9 protein-coding genes are annotated in these 21,057 nt (G+C 60.1%); 4 read left to right on the top strand and 5 right to left on the bottom strand.

The features are described 5' to 3' along the window. Positions 1 to 448 precede the first annotated feature (448 nt). The 3 genes from BMY73_RS22050 to BMY73_RS22040 form a co-directional block, all read right to left on the bottom strand. The gene (locus BMY73_RS22050) at positions 449 to 1,555 is read right to left on the bottom strand and encodes an HlyD family secretion protein (RefSeq protein ID WP_371914995.1); all 1,107 of its coding nucleotides are present in this window, start codon (positions 1,553 to 1,555) and stop codon (positions 449 to 451) included. Positions 1,556 to 1,653: 98 nt separating this feature from the next. Then, on the bottom strand, positions 1,654 to 3,333 hold the full coding sequence (locus BMY73_RS22045; RefSeq protein WP_092409748.1) for an MFS transporter: 1,680 nt from the start codon (positions 3,331 to 3,333) through the stop codon (positions 1,654 to 1,656). A gap of 150 nt (positions 3,334 to 3,483) precedes the next feature. Further along, a complete protein-coding gene (locus BMY73_RS22040; RefSeq protein WP_092409746.1) occupies positions 3,484 to 4,656 on the bottom strand; it encodes an XdhC family protein in 1,173 nt (390 codons plus the stop codon). Positions 4,657 to 4,990: 334 nt separating this feature from the next. Between BMY73_RS22040 and BMY73_RS22035 the strand changes: the two genes are divergently transcribed. The 4 genes from BMY73_RS22035 to BMY73_RS22020 all read left to right on the top strand — a co-directional run bounded on the left by BMY73_RS22035 (position 4,991) and on the right by BMY73_RS22020 (position 10,116). Then, complete coding sequence (locus tag BMY73_RS22035) at positions 4,991 to 5,347, top strand: DUF427 domain-containing protein (protein WP_092409744.1); 357 nt, start codon at positions 4,991 to 4,993, stop codon at positions 5,345 to 5,347. A gap of 170 nt (positions 5,348 to 5,517) precedes the next feature. After that, a complete protein-coding gene (egtB, locus tag BMY73_RS22030; protein WP_092409742.1) occupies positions 5,518 to 7,665 on the top strand; it encodes an ergothioneine biosynthesis protein EgtB in 2,148 nt (715 codons plus the stop codon). Between the two features lie 198 nt (positions 7,666 to 7,863). Continuing rightward, positions 7,864 to 8,961: an enoyl-CoA hydratase/isomerase family protein gene (locus BMY73_RS22025; RefSeq protein ID WP_092409740.1), complete on the top strand. Its 1,098-nt coding sequence runs from the start codon at positions 7,864 to 7,866 to the stop codon at positions 8,959 to 8,961. A 3-nt stretch (positions 8,962 to 8,964) separates the two neighbouring features. Next, positions 8,965 to 10,116, top strand: coding sequence for an acyl-CoA dehydrogenase family protein (locus BMY73_RS22020; protein WP_092409737.1), 1,152 nt, complete (start codon positions 8,965 to 8,967; stop codon positions 10,114 to 10,116). Between the two features lie 21 nt (positions 10,117 to 10,137). Here the strand turns inward: BMY73_RS22020 and BMY73_RS22015 are convergent, their stop codons facing one another. Next, a complete protein-coding gene (locus BMY73_RS22015; protein ID WP_092409735.1) occupies positions 10,138 to 15,453 on the bottom strand; it encodes a dermonecrotic toxin domain-containing protein in 5,316 nt (1,771 codons plus the stop codon). 151 nt (positions 15,454 to 15,604) lie between these two features. Next, positions 15,605 to 20,857, bottom strand: coding sequence for a M35 family metalloendopeptidase (locus tag BMY73_RS22010; RefSeq protein WP_092409733.1), 5,253 nt, complete (start codon positions 20,855 to 20,857; stop codon positions 15,605 to 15,607). Positions 20,858 to 21,057 lie beyond the last annotated feature (200 nt).

The following is a 21,057-nucleotide window of genomic DNA, read 5'->3' as shown; positions in this document are numbered from 1 at the left end:
TGCCGCTCGACCCACTGCGCGTCGTCTGCGTTTGGCCTGCACCCAAGTCGCGATTTGTGGTGTCTGGACCATCGCGTGTACGAACAGCGCTGGCTGGAGCTAGCGCTCATCGCTTTCTTTGATGCGTGCATCAATCTCCCCGCGCTACTCTTTACTGTAGGAGCGTGGCTTGTCCCGCGATCTGGCGCGAAGCGGCAGCAAAATCAGGCGACCCGGTTATGCCTGACACTCCGCATGCACCGGGTTTGCCGCCGATCCCCGGCGGCTACGCCTTTCAGGCAGAATCAAAAGCAAAGCAGCATGCGATCGTTCCCGCGCTCTGCGTGGGAATGCCTTTCAGGACGCTCTGCGTCCACAGTGACGCAGAGCGTCAGTCACTGCGTTACCACGCGGAGCGTGGGAGCGATCAAACGACGCAGGCTGGAGGCTCGGGAGGCCGGCTGAACGTTTACTGCTGCTCAATCGACCCATCCACCGGATCCGGCGGAATCGGCCCGTCCTGACTGGTGTCGATACTGACCACCACCGACATCCCCGGACGCAAACGCGTCAGATCATCCTGGTCTTCATCCACCGTGATACGCACCGGAATGCGCTGGGCAATCTTCACGAAGTTGCCCGTGGCGTTGTCAGCCGGCAATACGCTGAATTCCGACCCCGCGGCCGGCGAGATCCGCTGCACTCGCCCCCGCATCTTGCGGTTCTCCAGCGCATCGACCGTGAACGAGACGGGCTGGCCCAGACGCACATTGGCCATCTGGGTTTCTTTCATGTTCGCGATGATCCAGCGCGGCCGCGGCACCAGCCCCATCAACTGCGCGCCGGCGTTCACGTATGCGCCGAGTCGCGTACCGATCTGCCCCAACTGACCGTCACGCGGCGCGGTAATGCGGGTATTGGTCAGGTCGATACGTGCCAGTTCAATGGCGGCTTCGGCGTTTTTGACCGACGCTTCCAGCGACCCGCGATTGACGATCACCGTTTGCAGATCCTGCCGGGCAATTTCAAGTGACGCCTTGGCTTCGGCCAGCGCCGCACGCGCCTGAGCATCGGCTGCACGGGTCACGTCCAGTTCGCTTTTCGACACTGAGCCATCGGTCACCAGCGCATTGCTGCGGCGCAGGTCCGCCGCTGCTTTCTGACTCTGTGCCTCGGCGTTCGCAACGCTCGCCTGACGCTGCACAATGGTGGCTTCGGCACTGCGCCGTTGCTGGAGGTTGTTCTGCAGCGCCGCCTTCTGAATCCCCAACTGCGCCAGACCCTGATCCAGATGCTGTTGATAAATCCGGTCGTCGATGCGCACCAGCAGGTCACCCGCCTTCACCCACTGAAAATCCTGCACCGGCACTTCATAGACGTAGCCGCTCAATTGCGGCGAAATGATCGTCGTCTGGCCCCTCACCTGCGCATTTTCCGTGCTCTCGATGGGGCTGCTGAATGGCGGCAGTTGCCAGGCATAGAGCACGATCAGCACGCCCGCCAGTGCGACGCCGCCAAACAGGATCGAGGACACCAGACGAACGCGTGCCGAGCGCGGTTGCGTCGTGGCGGGCATCACGGCAGGAGCAGGTGCCGGTCCTGTCGTGGGTGCCGATTGTGCGGGGTTGCCGGACGCGTCCCCTGAAGTCTTGTCCGAAGGATTGCCAGGTTCTGTCATGAAGAATGCGCGCCAGAAGAGGAAACGGAGGTAGGTGCGGGTGCCGACGCGGTGAACGGCGCCACGGGTTCAGTGGTGATCCACAGCCAGGTCGCACGGGCGGTGATCCAGATCATCGTCAGGACCGCAATCACGGCGATCAGCATGAAGACGTCGTTGTAAGCCAGCGTATTGGCCTCACGGGTCGCGGCCGTCGCCAAGGTGCGGATGCCCTGGCTATTACGCAAGGAGGGGTCGGCGATCGTCGAAAGCAAAGACCCGCTTGAACTCTGCACACGTGACTGGACCTGAGGGTTGAGCAGGGTCAGGTGCTCGACCAGGTGGGCCGAATGAAACTTTTCGCGCCAGACCTGAAACGTACCCAGCAAGGCGGATCCGATCAGGCTGCCGACGTTCTGGGTGATCCCGAACATCACCGAGAAACTCACCATGTTACGCGGGTTGCTGATCACGCCGCTGATGCCCAACACCAGCGTCGGCCCCAGAAAAAACGTGCCGCCAAAGGCCAGCAAGAACTGACTGAAATACATCTGCGGTTCCCGGGTCAGACTGGTGGAGAAACTGTCCATGCCGGAACCGATGGCCATCAACGCCAGCGAGATGATCAGTGGCTTGAACAGGTGCTGTGGGTCGATGGTCAGTGCGCTGACCAACAACCCGGCAACGCTGCCCAGCAGCATGAAGAGGTACAGCGTGTGCAGTTGCTGCGAGCCTTGGTTCAGTCCTTGTAAAAACCCTACCGCGCCGGTTGCCTGCTCGGACAGAACAATGCGTGTCAACAGCACGCTCAAGGCAAACCTGAGCATCCGCCCGCTGCCCAGCCAGCGGGTGATCAACAGTGGTCGGGTGCGGTTGTGTTCAATCGCCAGCCCTGCACAGATCGTCACGATGGAAAAGGCCAGCGCGATGCCGATCCAGGGCTCTTCCAGCCACCACTCGATGCGTCCCAGCGACAACACTGCGCACAGGGCCGCAAAGCCTGACGCCAGTAACGCGAAGGTCAGGAAGTCGAGTTTTTCGAAGGCTTTGAAGCGGTCACCCGGCGGCAGTTTGAGGATCAGCACACAGCCCAAAGACAACAGACACATGCCCAGTTCAAACAGATACAACCCGCGCCACTCGGCAATCTGTAGCAAGTCTTCGGAGACCAGCCGGGCCAGCGGAATCGCCAATTGCGCGGTCCCCAGCCCCAACACCAGCGCCTTCATTCGCCACTTTTGAGGAAAGGCCTGAATCATGTAATACAGCCCCAACGAACTCAGCGCCGCGCCGACCATGCCATGGGCCGCCCGTACCGCGATGGCCGAGCTGATGTCGTTGACGAACAAATGCGCGAAGGTGACCAGCGCATACAGCACCAGAAAACCCTCGGTGAACGCACGCAGGCCGTATTGCTGGCGAAACTTCACCAGCAGCAGGTTGATCGAGACATTGGTCATGACGTAAGCCGCTGGCAGCCAGGCGATCTCTGCCTGGGTGGCGCCCAGCGGCCCTTGCAGGTATTGCAGGTTGGCGACGACCAGCGCGTTACCCAATCCGCCGGTGAGCGCGACGATGACGCCGACGACGGCAAACGCCAATCGCTTGGGCGTCGAATGCAAAGGGGTGGAAGGCGAGCCGGGTATGGTCGGCCGCTCATGGGGAGCCCAGTTATGAGGCGTGTACTTGTCGTTCATCGAGCGGACCTGATGGATGCTGTCCTGAGACCATGATCAGGACGATAGTACTCACCGGCCGCTCGTGCGTGATGACGATTCGGCATTATTTTTCGAATGAAAGTGGATCGACTCAAGGGAAGTTAGAGGCTGCTGAAGGATGTGCAGTGTTCACCCGATCATCCGCAACCCCGCCGCCTGATCAAGCTTCATGTCCACGGCATGGATGCTCGCTTCGCGGTGTTTGAGCATGGCACCCGCGCGCCCGTTGAACACCGCGTTGATCTCCGAGAGGATCGACAGTGCCACGCTGTCCGGCGTATCGCCCCCCAGGTCCAGGCCGACCGGAAAATGCAAGGTGGAGAACGCCTGGCCTTCGCGCAACCGGGCAGGCATTTCATCCAGCAAACGCTCGGTACGGCTGCGCGGCCCCAGTTGACCGATGTAACGCGGCGCGCCGTTCAAGACCTGGCTCAGCCAGTGACGATCCTGCGTGAGGCTGTGGGTCATCACCACCACGGCAGCATCGGCCACCATCGCTGCCAGTTGAGGCAAGGGCTCAAGCGGCGCCGCCAGAACCTGATCGGCCTCGGGAAAGCGCTGGGGACGGGCGAAGTGGGCGCGCGCATCGATGACCGTGATGTGCCAACCCTGCAAGCGCGCCATGCTCACCAGCGGAGAAGCATCATGGCCAGCCCCAAAAATCACCAGCCGGCGTGGCGCCGGAATGTACTCCAGCAGCACTTCGACGTCGCCACCCGCCCCTTCATACGTGCGCGTGGCAGACCGACGGGCCTCCAGCACCGCGCGCAAATCGTCGGCAATCGCCTGCGACAGCCACCGCTCGTGCATCTGCGTGCGCAACCCGAACGACGGGGACAACGCCACCCGCTCACCGACTGCGACCTGGCGCTCATTGGGCGAGGCAATGACCGTGGCCAACGCCGCACCGTGGCCGCTGGCCTTGACTTCACGCAGCAGCGCCACCACCAGACTCTCGTCCGCGGGCAACACGCGCTCGAAAAGAATGTGCACCGTGCCATTGCAACCCAGACCAAAGCTCAGCTCGGCTTCTTCCAGCTCATCGTCATCCTCGCCCGTGCTGTACGTGCGAATCGACGGTTTGCCGCTGGCGGTCAACCACCAGGCTTTTTTGCTGACGTCGCTTTCCAGGCAACCACCGCTGACGGTACCCGTGGCTTCGCCCAATTGCGCAATGACCATCCTCGCACCGGGCCGCCGGTAGGCCGAGCCCTCGACTTTGACCACCGTGGCGATCACTGCTTCCTGTTGCCCGGCCTGCGCCTGATCAAGCGCCGCGAGCAAACTGGATAGATCATTCATGCCTGTCCCCACTGAGTCATGAGCTGAAAAAAGTACTTTCGTCTGGCAACCCACCGCTGTCTGGTACAGGGGTGCGCTTACTTGCAGACTGCCAGTGACGCCTCAGGTTCAGGCTTTCGGCTGATACGCACCGTCCTCGTCGTGTGAGCAGTACACCCTTGGCCGTCGCGACCTGAAAGAGCCGGCGCGTAAAAAATACGTTTACGGCGATTGCCTGCTACTAAACTGCTTGTCCTTATCGAGTGTCAACACTGAGTGTCAACGGCTCGACGCCCCTCTGAAACCTCAGGTCCTCGACACTCCCCTGCCCTCATCACCTCAAGGTTTGGTCGTCATGAAAATGCCAGGTCCCGATCACCCCATCACCCTTTCCCCACTCAATGGCCGTTTGACGGTTCGCTTCAGGGGCGTGCAGGTCGCACAGAGCGACAACGCAATCGAACTGAAAGAAGCCAGCTATCCGCCAGTCATTTATGTGCCCCGCTCGGATATTTCGATTGAACATTACGAAAGAACCGAACATCGAACCCATTGCCCTTACAAGGGTGATGCCAGCTACTTCAGCCTGAACGCCAACGGCGAAACCGCTGAAAACGCCGTCTGGACCTACGAAGAGGCGTACCCCTCGGTGAAGCAAATCGAAGGCCATGTCGCGTTTTACCCGGACAGGGTGACGTTCGAGATTCACTGAGTCGGCTCCGGCCAGGGTCCCGCTGCATCGCTCCATCGTTTTGCCATACAACATTCGGGCCGCAACGCGCACTGTCGCGGTCCGCTCATGAGAAGAACGCAGGAAAGCCGTACCGCCTGGCTGCATCGACTCCAGCCAACCGGGCGCCGGCAAGATCCGGAGACCACCCGATGACGCGCCACTCACGCCCGCTTCGCGAAACACCCGCCACGTACCCCCTGTGCCAGCGCTATCAAGGCGTTCGTCGTCGCACCGAACAATTGGTTGCCCCGCTCAGTGCCGAGGACATGGTGGTGCAGTCGATGCCCGACGCCAGCCCGGCGAAGTGGCACATGGCTCACACCACCTGGTTTTTCGAGACCTTCCTGCTGGCGCCCAACCTCCCGGACTACACACCGTTCGACCCGACCTTTGGCTATCTCTTCAACTCTTATTACGAAGCGGTCGGCCCGCGTCATCCCCGGCCGCAACGGGGCTTGATGACTCGCCCGGGCGTCGATCAGGTACTGGCCTATCGCAAACACGTCGATGAGCACATGTCGGCCTTGCTGATGAGCCGTTTGTCAGACGAAGTTACCAGCCTGATCGAACTGGGCCTTGCCCACGAGGAGCAGCACCAGGAACTGCTGCTGATGGACATTCTGCACCTGTTCAGCCTGTCGTCGCTCAAGCCCGCCTATGACACCGCCTGGCCAAAGGACGCTGCCGGACGGCGTGGCCAGTTCAAGCCGCTGAGTGCCGGGTTGACGCAAATCGGCCACGATGGCAATGGCTTCGCGTTCGATCATGAAGGCCCGCGCCACACCACCTACCTGCAATCCTTCGAAATCAGCGATCGGCTGGTGACCAATGGCGAATGGCTGAGTTTCATCGCCGATGGCGGGTATCACACCGCCGCACTGTGGTTGTCCGAAGGCTGGACGATAGTTCAGGAAAACGGCTGGAACGCGCCGCTCTACTGGCACCACGACGAGAACGGCTGGAAACGCATGAGCCTGCGTGGAATGGAGCCCATCGACCCGGCCGCTCCCGTGACGCACATCAGTTACTACGAAGCCGCCGCGTTTGCCACGTGGGCCGATGCACGCCTGCCAACCGAAGCAGAATGGGAAGCCGCTGCCCGTGCAGGCTTGCTGGAGCAGGTCGATGATGTCGCCTGGCAATGGACACAGAGTGCCTACAGCCCCTACCCCGGCTTCAAGCCTTCGGCCGGCGCCGTGGGTGAGTACAACGGCAAGTTCATGGTCAACCAGATGGTGCTGCGAGGGGGGGCCAGTGTGACCTCGCCCGATCACTGTCGGCTGACCTATCGCAACTTCTTTCAGACCGAAAAACGCTGGATGGTCGCCGGGTTGCGACTGGCCCGTGACAGCCGCCAACCGGGCGTGGTCAATCCGAACGACAGCGAATTCGCACGCGATGTCGTAAGAGGTTTGTCGGCACCGACCAAGACACTGTCGCCTAAATATTTCTACGATGCGGCGGGATCGGACCTGTTCGAGGCCATCTGCGAGACGGCCGAGTATTACCCGACACGCGCCGAAACCGGCTTGTTGAAGGGGATTGCGGATCAGATCGCCGCGTCGATTCCGGATGGCGCCGCGCTGGTCGAATTCGGCAGCGGTGCCAGCGAAAAAACCCGGCTGGTGCTGGACGCCGCGCCACACATAGCCGTTTATGTGCCGATCGACATCAGCGCCACTGCCCTGAACAAGGCGGCGCAGTCATTGCGCAAGAAGTACCCGACACTGGTGGTTGCGCCCCAAGTCGACGACTTCACCCGGGTGCTGACCCTGCCCAAGGAAGCTGAAGGCCACACCCGCGTCGGTTTCTTTCCGGGTTCGACCATCGGCAACTTTACCCACGAAGAGGCGGTGGCGTTTCTGCAGGCGGCACACGATGTACTGGGCAAAAACGCTCACTTCATCGTGGGTGTGGACATGGTCAAGGAGACCGACACCCTGGTGGCAGCCTATGACGATGCCGAGGGCGTGACCGCACGCTTCAACAAAAACCTGCTGACGCGTATCAATCGTGAGCTGAGCGCCAACTTCAACATCGAGGCATTCGATCATCTGGCGGTCTGGAATGCCGAACGGGAACGTATGGAAATGCACCTGGTGAGTCAGGTCGAACAGGTGGTCAACATTGCGGGCCGCAGCTTCCACTTCGCTGCCGGTGAACGGTTGCACACCGAGAATTCGCATAAGTTCACGGTGGAGTCGTTTACCGAACTGGCGGCCCTTGCCGGATGGTCGGTCAACCAGGTCTGGATCAGCGATGCACCGCAGATGGCGCTGTTCAGCCTGCACGCGTGACACCTTGCCTGCCGGGGGGACGGGCCGACTTGTATCGTTGAGCGCCCGTCCCCCCATGCAAACGTGCACACCCGCCCTGCACGATTCTTCATTGTCATTTGCAAAATTGCGCTGTTAGCATCCCGGCTGAACCTCATGGAATGCGGCTCAAACACAGCCGCCTGAACGAGCAATAACAAAAGCTACAGGGAGTCTGCAATGACGGCACAGGTAGTATCGGCCAAGTCATCAGGTCACGAACCGGCCTGCGACACCGTTCTGTCCGACGTACGCAATCATATCGGTCACATCACCCTCAATCGCCCTCAAGGGCTCAATGCCATCGATCTGGACATGGTCCGCCAGTTGCAGCGTCAACTGGACGAATGGGCCACCGACGACCGGGTCTACGCGGTGGTGTTGCGCGGGGCGGGAGACAAGGCCTTCTGCGCGGGCGGTGACATCCGCGCGCTCTATGACAGCTTCAAAAACGGCGAGACCCGGCATCAGGCCTTCTTTGCCGAAGAGTACGCCCTGGACCTCACCCTTCATCACTACCGTAAACCCGTCATGGCCCTGATGGACGGTTTCGTGCTGGGCGGTGGCATGGGCCTGGCGCAAGGGGTGGATCTGCGTGTGGTGACCGAACGCAGCCGACTGGCAATGCCAGAGGTGGCGATCGGCTATTTCCCGGATGTCGGTGGCAGCTATTTCCTGCCTCGCGTGCCCGGTGAACTGGGCATCTACCTGGGCGTCACCGGCGTGCAGATCCAGGCGGCGGACGCGCTGTACTGCGGTCTGGCTGACTGGTATCTGCAGAGCGCTCGACTGACTGATCTCGACCGACTGCTTGACAACCTGAAGTGGACCCTGACCCCGCTCAAAGACCTGCAAGGCGCGCTGGCAAAAATCGCCGTGCAGCGACTGCCGGATCCGCCACTGGAAAAATTGCGCCCGGCCATCGATCACTTCTTTGCCCTCCCGGATATCCCGAGCATCATCGAGCAATTGCTGGAAGTGACCGTCGTCGATACCCATGGCTGGGCCGTCGACACCGCCTACCTGATGCAAACCCGTTCCCCCCTGGCGATGGCGGTAACCCTGGAGCTGCTGCGCCGGGGTCGCCATGTTTCGCTGGAAAGCTGCTTCGAGCTGGAGTTGCATCTGGACCGGCAGTGGTTCGAACGGGGCGACCTGATCGAAGGCGTCCGCGCGCTGATCGTGGACAAAGACAAGAAACCGCAATGGAATCCGCCCACCGTGCAAGCGTTGAACGCGGAACACGTGGCGAGTTTTTTCAGCGGTCATGAGGCATAACCTATGCAAGACCTTGAACTGACCGAAGAACAGATCATGATCCGCGACATGGCGCGCGAATTCGCGCGTAACGAGATCGCGCCACACGCCAAAGCCTGGGAGCAGGCCGGCTGGATCGACGACGGCCTGGTCACCAAGCTGGGTGAACTGGGCTTGTTGGGAATGATCGTCCCGGAACAATGGGGCGGCACCTACATCGACTACGTCGCTTACGCCCTGGCGGTGGAAGAGATTTCTGCCGGCGACGCTGCAACCGGCACATTGATGAGCGTCCACAGCTCGGTGGGCTGCGGGCCGGTGCTCAATTACGGCAGCGACGAGCAGAAGCAGCAATGGCTGGAAAAACTGGCCAGCGGCAACGCCATTGGCTGTTTCTGCCTGACCGAGCCGCAGGCCGGTTCCGAAGCCCATAATTTGCGCACCCGCGCCGAGCTCAAGGACGGTGAATGGGTGCTCAACGGTGCCAAGCAGTTCGTCAGTAACGGCAAGCGCGCGCAACTGGCGATCGTCTTCGCGGTCACCGACCCCGACCTTGGCAAGAAAGGTATCTCGGCGTTTCTGGTGCCGACCGACAACCCTGGTTATCGTGTCGACCGCATGGAGCACAAGATGGGCATTCGCGCCTCGGACACCTGTGCGGTGACCTTGAGCGACTGTCGGATTCCCGCGTCGGGGCTGCTGGGCGAACGCGGCAAAGGGCTGGCCATCGCGCTCTCCAACCTTGAAGGCGGACGCATCGGCATTGCCGCCCAGGCATTGGGCATCGCGCGTGCGGCCTTCGAGGCGGCGCTGGTGTATGCGCGCGAGCGGGTGCAGTTCGACAAACCGATCATCGAACACCAGAGCGTCTCCAACCTGCTGGCCGACATGCACACCCGTATCAACGCATCGCGGTTGATGGTCCTGCACGCCGCACGCTTGCGCACGGCGGGCAGGCCTTGCCTGTCAGAAGCCTCCCAGGCCAAGCTGTTCGCCTCGGAGATGGCCGAGTGGGTCTGCTCCAAGGCCGTACAGATCCACGGCGGTTACGGTTATCTCGAAGACTACCCCGTCGAGAAGTACTACCGCGATGCCCGCATCACCCAGATCTACGAAGGCTCCAGCGAGATCCAGCGGCTGCTGATCGCTCGTGAGTTAAGGCATTACGCGCTGTAACCCCTGTCGACGCCGAGCCCCTCACGGGTTCGGCATCACGAAATTGCGCCGACCCAGCGACAGCACCAGCAGCGTCACCGAATCGGCGTTCTTCAACAGAATCTCCCGGCGTTTGATTGCATCGCTGAGGAACACGTCCCGCGCCTCATCCAGCGTCTTTTTGCCGGTAATGCGCAATATCGCGCTTTTGCCCTTGCCATCTTCACGGCTCAGATCACGCCATTGACCCTCCTCAAGCGTGAGGAATAAATCACTTCTCCTGGACAGGTGCGACAAGCCCTCGCGTTGCAAGCTCTCCACGTCAGCCTTGAGAAGCGCATTGTCTTCAGTGTCGGCCAGCAGAAGATCTGGATACGGTGTCGAAGTCTCGAGGTACATGATGTCGTGGGTGTCGTTGGCCAGGTGCGTTAACTCATGAATCAGCGTCGCCGCACGATAATGGGCGCCCAACTCAAACCCTTCAGCAGTCGCTAACGGATTCAGGCTATAGGACGGGACATTGAAGAATCGCTCGGTCAGGAAGATTCTCTGTCTAACATCGCTTTTGATCACAAAGGCGCTGGTCATATCACCCGGTTGGCGATTATCCCCAATCACATAACGTGGCGACGAATACGGTGACAGGGTCGAGTCCATGAGCGCGTCGAACACGGATTTCACTGCTCGCTCCACATCAATCAACAGCGAAGTATCTGGCCGGTCTACACCAAAAAAATCGCCGATGATCCGCGCTGCGCGGTCGTCCAGAGGCTCGTTGCGCTGATGCACATGAAGATTGTCCAGGCAGTTTTCGAGATATTGCTTGGCTTGTAAGTGAGCTCGACCTATGCGCCGTGCATGGTCGCGAAAATGCTGGCGGATTTCAGGCATGCCGGTGGCCTTTATCACCAGGCTTTCCTCGATTTCTGCGTCTATCGTCTCGTTGCGCAGGGTGGTTAACATTCCTCCGCCACCCTTGAGGCCAAGGCTCAAGTCCAGCTCCCATCGCTGGTTATCGTCCAGCCTCAGCCGAGGCCCTGGTGTGCCGTCGGCGCCGACAATCATCCACCGGTCTTCGCTGGCGGTCTGTCTGACCTGGTAAACCCTCCCCCGCACTGCGGCAAAGCAGTTGCCCGAACGCCCATCGACATAAAGGCTAAGCAATTCGTCGTGCCGCAATTCGTCCAGTGCAACGTTTTTCGCTTCCAGCGCTTGCAGCCGCAGCTGCTGCTCAGCACTCAACACACCGCCGTTCCAGGAAAACGCCGGTGTATCCAGTTGCTCTTCGGGCATCGTGGAGGGTCGCTCGCCGTCCAGAATCAGCTCCTCCAGCGCCTGCTCACGTGCCGAAGCAAGCACACCCAACGCTGCGGAAAACTCGGACAACGCCTCCCCCCAGTGCCGTCCCGATGCCGACGCAGCCGACGCCCGGAATAACGTCTGGCTCTGCCAGAGCGCCACCACAGCGCCCAGCTTGCCCGGCAACAATGACAGCGCCTGCTCAAGCGCCAGCGTGGCCAGAAACTTTCTGGATAACTGATCCGCCTCTTCGGTGGTCACGGCATTGGCCTTGGCGATTCTCAGAATGACGTTGAGTGTGTCGAGAAAGAGAAACTTCAAGGCACTGCCCTTGACCTCGCTGATCGCGATCGTGACGGGGCCTGGCGCTCGAAACGGCACATTACCCGCGCCCTCCGTCGAGAACGGCAGATGCGGCTCCAAGAAGCCACCATGGTCATACCTTTTGCGCGCCGCGGGCTCGACGCGTTCAAGCAGCCATTTCTGCAACTTGTCATCGCGGCAAATATCGTCTGCGAGCGCGGCCTGACTTGGATACTCCCGAAAGACGAACTCATCGTGATAGCTGGTGTACAGAATCACCGGGCCCTGCCCGTGTTCGCGCGGGCATATGACGTAAGCCCCCTGCACGGGATCCGGCGTCATGCCGGTGTCTGCCACCAGTTGCAACGGGCTGAGGATCACGTGCATATCCCCTACCGGCTCACGGGCAATACCGTCTGGCATGTCCATTACCCGTTCAAGGAAGTGATAGGCCTGCTCGCTCAGGCTACCTTCGAGTTTCTGCTGCAATGCCACCACCAGCAGCATGGGGGGAAGCTGCTCCAGAAAACAGTGATAACGCAGATGGTAATTGGCGTCCTCAGGGGTAAATGCCTGCTGCAGTAACGCCAGATACCGAGCGCCGACATCAAGCTCTCTGACGGTTTGTCGCAGGTAGTCAGGGGTCAACAGCTCCTCCACGCGGGGATAGCGCGCAGAGCTGGCGCTGAGCGCTGCATCCTGAACATTGGCAAAACGATTGAGTGCGTACTCGGTCAGCGACTCCTTCTTCACAAGGGCGGCTGCCGGAACCCCGGATGGCAATTCCCCGGGGACAGGAAAAGCTGAAATATAACGGCGCAATGTCACCGTAACATCGTCAGGGTCCAACGACTGGTTCGGAAAATCTCTACCCAGCCGTTCTACCAGCGAGGTCCGCGCGTACGCGTGGAGCGTCGGAATTTCGAAGAGAAATTCCTCGCCCTGAATGGCCATGAAATAACGCTCCAGCACTTCTTTATAACGAACCAGTTCCCTGACCGAGGCCCTCTGCATCCACGGCGGCAGCATGGCGGCCAACAATCGGTTGCCGATACGCACGGATAACCCGTCCAGCATTCTGTGCAACTGCGCGTCGATTTCCGTTGCCTGCGCCACCCGAGAAAAGAGCTCAGCCTCAAACCGGCAGCGGACGGCGCGGCTACACAGTTGCTGCAGGTCCTGCTCCTGGCGGCTTAGCGCGCTTTGCTGGAGGGCTTCGATCGCATGCCCGTCGACTCGGTCCAGACGAATACGTATCTGATTGCCGGCGGGTTGCTGCAAATGGTGACGTAACAGGGACCTGTCATGCTCACCGAGCAGATTCAACCAGTCTTCCCGTTTTGAATGCTGAAAATGCTGGCGTACACGGCGCTGCATCTGATCGATGGACGCTGCGAAACGCCAGCCTCGTACGCCGCTCCATAGCATGACGCCGCGGTCAGGGTGCTGCGGCTGCAGGAGCACCATGGCTTCGCTGAGCAGTGCCGATCGGTTGTTGCCGAATACCACGGAAACGGAAAACACTTCGGTCACAGCGTCACCGATGCCGGCACGCAACGCGCGGACCGGCCGATCGAGCACCTGCTCAATCATGCTGATGGACTCGGGGTTAATCACCAGCGAACGTCGTTGGACTTTCATGTCCAGACGCAGAATGTCCTCACGCAGGTTCATCGCCACCGTGGCCGGAGGCATCTGACGGTCGCCGTCACGCCAGATACACCGTCGTGACGCCTTGAAGCGCTGGAGATACTGTTCCGTAAAATCCGGCGCGATGGTGTCCAGCATGTGATTGATCAACACCGCATCGAGATGGGCTACCGGCCCATCGCCGTACGCACCCGAAGCCTTTCTGAGCACCCGCGCCTGCACTGCCACTTCGTCGAGACGATGACCGCTGACCCGCTCAAGCAACAATGACACCAGGTCCATGGACAGTGCTTGCGCCGACTCGCTGACGGCAATGGCCTGCGCCTGAACATCGGAACGATCCTCTGGTGCCGATTGCAACCACTGAACACGGATATCCCTTGCGGACACCGTCGAGCTGTCCAACACGCACAGGTATTGTTGCAGCCGGTGCTCTGCATGCTGGATCAGCCCGTTCCCGATCCGTGCGAGGTCGTGGGCACGCAAGTCGAGCGCCTTTATCCGCTCAAGCCAGGAGGGTGGCAGGAACCGGATCCTGCTGCCGTAACTGCTTTCTTCCTGGCTGCTGATTGCCGTCTGGCCGACGGGGGTCTGAAGCACACCCTCTATCCCGTTGTCGGAGGCTTCACCGCGCCAGGTCGCGCCGAAATTGACCGGACCGGTCTCACGCCAGCGTCCAGCCGTAAAATGCAACTGACGCGGGTCTAGAAGCGAGCGGATGTCCAGCGCATCGTCAACCATCGATGAAACCCTCTCAGGCGAGGTCATCAACGCTGAAACGTAAGTCAGATTCCGGGACTGCAACGCCAGGATCGCGTCCACACAGGCCGCATACAAACCTTCACTTTCGAAGGGCTGCAGACTGACCTGGATCGGTTCACTTTTCTGTAAAACCGCTTGATCGCCCAGCGCCAGGCAAGGCCTCAGTCGCTCACGCCCCGCAGGACTCGACAGCAGCGCAGACAATGCCTCCAGATCATCGAGCTCAGACAATGTGTGCTCAGGCGAAAACCAACAGATCGCCGACGGTGTCGCTGTCGCTGCGCCGAAGTCAAACACAAAGGTTCCCGCCAGTGCCAGCGGCCCATGGTCGCCCACACGGATAGCCAGTTGATGGAAACTCCCCCCCCTGTTTACCGGTAACGATCCTTTCACCGAGTGCAAAAACGGCCGCAGTTGTTCAAGCTTTGCCGCATCGAATCCACCCTCGTGATAACGACGGTATAACGCGTCGCGAAAACGTGTGGCGAAGTTTTGAATGGCCAGATCGCGATGGGTACGCTGGTTTTGCCAGCGTCTATTCCAGAACGCCTTGAGTAACAACTGATGATGCTCCGGCGCCTTGACGGCGGCCATGCGTAACGCCTGAGCAAAGCGTTGCGAGTCTTCGGCATTGGCCTGCAAACCGCTGGCATCGAGAAACCGGCGCTGGACGCCTTCGAACAGGGCGACGTTTCGATACTCGTCATACGCCGCTTCCGCCAACGGTTGGGCAATGACCACCTCCTCGGTGTCAGCCCCCTGCGCCGTGCGGACCAGCTGCAGCAGGTGGGTTTCAGCATTCACAGGCTGGTCTGGCAGCGTGTCCCGCAGTTGTTTCGCCAACGCATGCGTCACCGCCTCTGTCACGGAGGGCAGTGCTTGAAGCGCCTCGGTCAGTTGACCGACGCCGTCGGCCTGATAGTCGATGATCGCCAGCATCTGAGCCTGAAACGTGTCAGTTTCGATCCGCTCGTACTCGAAGGAGGCGTCGACATCGCCTTCGGCGAAGCGACTTCTGAGCGCGCTCAACAAGGCACTGCGGTCTTCGAAACGTTCAATGCCGCCGGCCAGCGTCTGTAAATACACAACAGGACGCTGCCCGGAGGCATGGCTAAGCATCAACGCGGCGGCCAGCTCGAACGAGGTCGCCACATCTCCCTCGGAGATCAGTCGATCGACCCGGAGGGGGTCCGCTTCATCCTCGGTAACGTTTCGAGTGGCGCCTTGCAGCCACTCCCGCTCGAGAGCATCCAGGCGTCTGGCCTGTACCGCATCGTCGAGGTCGGCGAGAAACCGCTGCCTGAGTGACGCCGTGTGGAAGTAAAGGGTGGAAACCGGGGACATGACAACTCCTTATGCGCGAACAGCCCACGCGGGTGGTTAACCGGTCATGGGCCTGAATGACAAAGGAGCGTATGGAGAAAGTGAAGGGTTGCTGCGGTACATAATGCTGCGGGCACTGCGCAGTTTGTCTTTCTGCGCGGTGCCCGTCAGATCAAGGCATCGGGACTGCGTAGTTCTTGCGGCCCAGGAGCAGAATCAACAGGGTCACCGAGTCTGCGTTGCTGAGCAAAATCTTACGGCGCTTCAGCGCATCGGCCAGAAAGACATCCCGCGCAGCGTTCAGTTTGCGAGTGCCGGTGATGCGCAATATGGCTTTGAAGCCGTCGCCGTCATCACGCACCATGTCGCGCCAGTGGTCGTCGTCCAGGCGCAGAAACAGGTCGTCCTTTTCAGTCAGATGCGACAAGCCGCGACTGTGCAGGTAACTCAAGTCTTCTTTCAGTTTAATGTTATCGGCATTGTCCTCCGCCAGCAGATCAGGATAAGGAGCCGAGGTTTCCAGGTACGCGATGTCATACGTATCGGCGACCAAATGCGACAGCTCATGAATCAGTGTTGCGGAACGGAAATGAGCACCCAGTTCGAACCCCTCGATCCGCGCCTGTTCGTTGAGGGAGAACGGCAGCACCTGAAAGAATCCATCGGTCAGGAATATCCTCTTTTTCGGGTCGTCCTTGATGACGAACCCCGACGTGCGCTCCTGCCCCTCACGGTTCAGACCCACGACATATCGGGCCGATGAGAACGGCGATAACGAGGCACTCATGATCTCGTCGTACAGGCGCTTGATCATGGACTCGACCTCGTCGAGCAAAGACTGATCAGGGGTCGCCGTTCCAAAAAAGTCAGCCAGTATCTGATTGACACGAGGGTCAAGCGGTTCACCTCGCTTGTGCACGTGCAGGTTGTCCAGGCAGGTTTCCAGATAGCGCTTGCTCTTGAGGTGAGCCTCGCCGATACGCCGTGCTTTGTCTCGATACAACATCCGAATCTCTGGCATGCCGCTGGCCTGGACCACCATCACCGCGTCAACATCCAGTTCCACGATCTCCGAGCGAATCCGGGTGAGCAACCCGCCCCCGCCCTTGAGCCCCAGACTCAAATCAAGTTGCCAGCGCTGATTGACGTCCAGCTTCAGACGCGGCCCGGGGGTGCCGTCATTGCCCACGATCATCCACTGCGCCTGATCAGTCGCTCTCGTCACTCGATAAACCTTGCCGCTGACCGACGCATAAAACTGATTACCGCCTGCATTGGTGTAAAGGTTCAACAGTTCGTCACGCTCAAGATCATCCAGCGCGATGTCGCGAACCTCGAGTGCCCGCAGACGTTGCGACTGTGCTGGCGTCAGCTTGGGGTCAAACCAGGAAAAAGACGTGGTGGTGTCCTCAAGGCCGACCTCGGGATCTGCGGCGCTTTCCCCCTCCTCGATCAAGTCGTCTTCGGCTTGCTCGCGAGCGGTTGCCAACACCCCCAATGCCGCTGAGAACTCCGAAAGCGCTTCACCCCAGCGTTTGCCGCTCGCGGAAGCGGCGGAAGCACGCAGCAAGGTTTCGCTCTGAAACAACGCGACCAAGGCCCCCATCTTGCCGGGCAGCAGGTTCATCATCTGTTCGACGCCCAGCGTCATGAGGAAACGCGTGGACGCTGCGCTGGCCTCAGCGTTCGTGACCGTGTTCTCCTGACCGATGTTCAGCAGCACATGCACTGCATTGCTGAACATGAAGCCCAGCGCGTTGCCTTTCTGCTCGGCAAGTTCCAGCGTGACGGGCCCCGGCGTTTCGAAGGGCACGTCTGCAAACCCTTCGACACTGAACGGCAGATGCGGCTCAACGAATCCCCCCTCGGCGTAGCGCCGCCGAGTGATCGGATCGAGGCGCGCGAGCAACAGCCTCTGCAGCGCCTCGTTACTACGGATGTCCTGCAGAAGCGCCTCGATGCTGACGTATTCCTTGAAACTGAATTCGGAACTGAAGATGGTTTGCAAAACCACAGGGCCGCTCGCGGGATCGCGTCCACAGACCAGGTACACGCCAGGCACACCATCGGGCGTCATGCCACGATCAGCCACCAGTTTCAGCGGGCTGATGATGACTGGCACGCCGTCGACCGGCTCCCTGGCGATACCGTCAGGCATCGCGATCACGGCCTCGACGTAGTCATAACCCCTTTGGCTGAGGATGCCCTGGAGCTTCTTTTCCAGCGTGCGTACCTGCAGCAAGGCCGGGACCTGATCGAAAAAGTACTGGCGACGCAAGACATAGTCGGGACTCTTGGGGGTCAGGGCTTTTTCAAGAAGCGCCATGTAACCCCCTCCGACGTCCAGGTCGGTGATCAGAGTGCGCAGGTAATCAGGGGTCAAGAGTTCCGCAGCCATCGGCTGATCTTCAGAGCTGACGCTCAGTGCCGCATCCTGAACGGTGACAAATCGGTTCAATGCGTAATCGGTCAAGGACTCGCTGTTGACAACCTCCGCCGCCGGGATGCCGGAGGGGATCTGCCCCGCGCTTGGCAGTCCCGCCACATAGCGACGCACTGTGACCAGGATGTGGTCCGGACTCCAGGTCTGATCCGGAAAATCCTTGCTCAACCGGTCAACCAGCCGCGCGCGGGAATAGCTTTGCAGGGACGGGATGTCGAACAGGAAATCCGGTTTTCCGGTAATGCACTGATTGAACCTGTGCAAGCGACGGGCATACAAGAACTGGTCTGCCCCCTTCGCCTGCAGCAACCAATCGGGCAACAGCGCTGCGATCAGCGCGCTGTCAATTCTGGCGGACAGGGCATCGACCGCATTCTGAAGGTAACTGTCACGGGCGGCATCAAATGCCATCCGGACATAGAGATCAGCCTGGGCACGGTAGCGCTGGCCCTTGACGCAGGCTTGTTTGACACCTTGCTGCTGATGGTCGAGTGCACGGCGCTGAAGCGACTCGAACACATGATCGTCAACCCGGTCCAGCCGGATTGACACGGCATTACCAGACGGCTTCTGCAAATGATTGAGCAATAGCGCCCGGTCGTACTCGCCTGCCAGGGCAAGCAATTGCTCGCGACTGGTGCCCTGCAGCTGATTGCGCAGGTAACGCTGCATCTGGTTGATCGACGGGAAACGCTTCCAGCCCTTTATCCCATCCCATAGAACCACACTGACGTCATCATCTTGGGGATAGCAGACCATCAGCATGTCACTCAGTGGCACAGCTCGGTTGTTGTCGTACAAGACCGTCACCAGGAACGCTTCCGCGACCGGCCCCATCAGCCTGCTCCTCAAACTGCGAACGGGACGTTCCAGAATCTGGCGAACCATTGCTTCCTCGTTACTGCCCAGATCAACGGTGCGTCGCTTGACCGCCAGATCCAGGCGCACGATGTCTTCACGCAGATAACGCGCGGCCTCGTCGGGGCTCCACCTCAGGTTGCCATCCCGACGCAGCCCTAGCCGCGCCTGCTCGACGAACCGCAGGTAAGAAGCATTGAAATCGACTGCGGCGCAATCCAGCAGATGGTTGACCAGCACCACATCAATGCCCTCCAGCGCCACATCCGCCCCACCCGACTCCGTGAGAAGCTTGATGACCGCATCGGCATTGATCGCCTCTGTCCGATACCCACTGATCCGCTCGATCAGCAACGACACCAGGTCCACGGTCACTGTCGTCTGACCGCTGCGCTCCAACAAGGGCACGGACCCGGCGGCGTCGGTGTGAGCCGGCGCTTGCCACTGGATCTGAATACTTTCAGGTGCCAGACACACAGTCGACAGAACACTCAGGTATCGCTGCAGCGTCTCCTTGCAGTAGAGACTTAAACCGTCCCCGATGTCCCACAACTGAGCGGCCCTGTCATCCAGGCGTTGGGTCTGCTCAACCCACGAGGGAGCGGGTTCGCTACGCGGGTCAGCCGCTTGAACCTGCACCAGATCGTCGTTGATACCGTTCTGCCAGACCGCCGAAAAACTGAATGATGTGTGTCGCCAGCGCCGGGCGCTGAATTGCAACTGGCGAGGATCGAGCAAAAGACGCACATCGAGTGCATCGTCGACCATCGTCGAGAGGCCCTCCCACGTCCCGGAAAGCTGCAACGCATGGGACAGGTTGCGCATTTGCATGGCGATGATCGAGTCCACACGCTCGGCAAACAGTGACGCCTCTATCGTCTGCAGATCGAGCCGCCACCCCTGAGGTTCGAGCAGGATGGACTGGTTTTCAAGCGCCAGTGAGGGACGCAGCCATTCACCGCCTTGCGCGCTGGCGGCGAACGCTCGCAAGCTCGCCAGGTCCTTGAAAGAATGCAGGGCGTGATGCGGCAAGTACCAGAGTAATGCAGCGTCAGGCTCGTTCCCGAGTTGAATGGCGAAGGTCCCGGCCAATGGATGGGATGTGCCTGCACTGTCGACAAGCGTCAGCCGCTGCAACCGGGCGTTACCCTGAGCAGGGAGAGCCCCCTGCCTTGAGCGCATCAGTGCGTAAAGGGTCTCACGCGCCAGCGCAGAAAGGCCGCCCTGCTGAAGTCGGCCATAAATCGTGTGGCGTACGCTCGCATCGAAGCTTTCAATGGCATGATCCCTCGTCGTGCGTGGGTGCATCACGTTCGCGCCCCAGAACACTTTGAGCAGTTCACCGTAAGACGTGACCACTTGCTTTACAGCGTCGATCAGTGCCTGGGCCATCAACCGCGTATCAGACTCGTCAAGCGGTTGCCCGTCCGGCTTCAGAAACCGACGCTCGATGCCCGGCAGCAACTTCATGCCGCGCAGGTCTTCTTCAGCCGCCTGCGTGAGGGTCTGAGTCATCAACACGACGTCCGCATCGCCCAGCGAGCCGCGCTGAACGACCTGGAGTAATTGGTGCACGGGGTCGAACGTCAGGCCTGGCAGGCACCTGGACAGTTGTTGCGTGAGCGCGGAGGCCAACGCATCAGACAGCAACGGCGTTTGAGCCAGTATGTCGGTCAATCGGCCGACATGTTCGGCCTGGTAGTCGACAATGCTCAGCATCTGCGTCTGAAACGGATCACCGTCGAGCTTTTCGTATTCGAAACTGGCGCTGGAGTCGGCGTCAGCAAAATACGTTTGCAGGGCGCTCAACAAATCGATGCGGTGTTCGAAGCGTTCGATGCCCCGCGCCAAGGTATACAGGTACACCTGCGGCTGGCTGCCATTGCCGTGGCTCATCAGCAGCGCGGCAGCCAGTTCAAAAGGTGTCGGGCGGTTTGAATCCAGGGTAAGACCGTCCACGCGAACAGGGTCGGTATCGTCGCCGGCGTCTTCATGCAAGAGGCCTTGCAGCCATTGGTGCTCATGGGCGCTGATCTGTTGCGCGTGCAAGGCACTGTCGAGCGCAATGCCGAAACGTTGCCTGAGCGAGGCGTCATGAAAATAGGGAGCAGAGGGTGCGGTCATGTCATTTCCTTTTGCACTAAAAACCCATGCCGTTCGGATGACCGGCATGGGCACAATGAAAAGGAGCGTATGACTGTCTTCGCCGCTAACTGCGTTATATAACGCTAACCTTCGCGGTCCGGGTTTGAGATTGAATAACGGCGGCGTCGCCGCCGTGACATCAGGTGCGCAGCGCCTTCAAGCCCTGCGCCGCGCTATCG

The sequence above is a fragment of the Pseudomonas sp. NFACC02 genome (genome assembly GCF_900110765.1).
In the GTDB taxonomy this organism is placed as follows: Bacteria; Pseudomonadota; Gammaproteobacteria; order Pseudomonadales; family Pseudomonadaceae; genus Aquipseudomonas.
The sequence above is the reverse complement of the archived record's forward strand: the minus strand, read 5'-3'. Positions and strand labels throughout refer to the sequence as shown.

Bases quoted from the DNA above. Each gene is read 5' to 3' on its own strand.
- BMY73_RS22050 (WP_371914995.1), bottom strand. From the start codon at position 1,555: ATGCCCGCCACGACGCAACCGCGCTCGGCACGCGTTCGTCTGGTGTCC.
- BMY73_RS22045 (WP_092409748.1), bottom strand. From the start codon at position 3,333: ATGAACGACAAGTACACGCCTCATAACTGGGCTCCCCATGAGCGGCCG.
- BMY73_RS22040 (WP_092409746.1), bottom strand. From the start codon at position 4,656: ATGAATGATCTATCCAGTTTGCTCGCGGCGCTTGATCAGGCGCAGGCC.
- BMY73_RS22035 (WP_092409744.1), top strand. From the start codon at position 4,991: ATGAAAATGCCAGGTCCCGATCACCCCATCACCCTTTCCCCACTCAAT.
- egtB (WP_092409742.1), top strand. From the start codon at position 5,518: ATGACGCGCCACTCACGCCCGCTTCGCGAAACACCCGCCACGTACCCC.
- BMY73_RS22025 (WP_092409740.1), top strand. From the start codon at position 7,864: ATGACGGCACAGGTAGTATCGGCCAAGTCATCAGGTCACGAACCGGCC.
- BMY73_RS22020 (WP_092409737.1), top strand. From the start codon at position 8,965: ATGCAAGACCTTGAACTGACCGAAGAACAGATCATGATCCGCGACATG.
- BMY73_RS22015 (WP_092409735.1), bottom strand. From the start codon at position 15,453: ATGTCCCCGGTTTCCACCCTTTACTTCCACACGGCGTCACTCAGGCAG.
- BMY73_RS22010 (WP_092409733.1), bottom strand. From the start codon at position 20,857: ATGACCGCACCCTCTGCTCCCTATTTTCATGACGCCTCGCTCAGGCAA.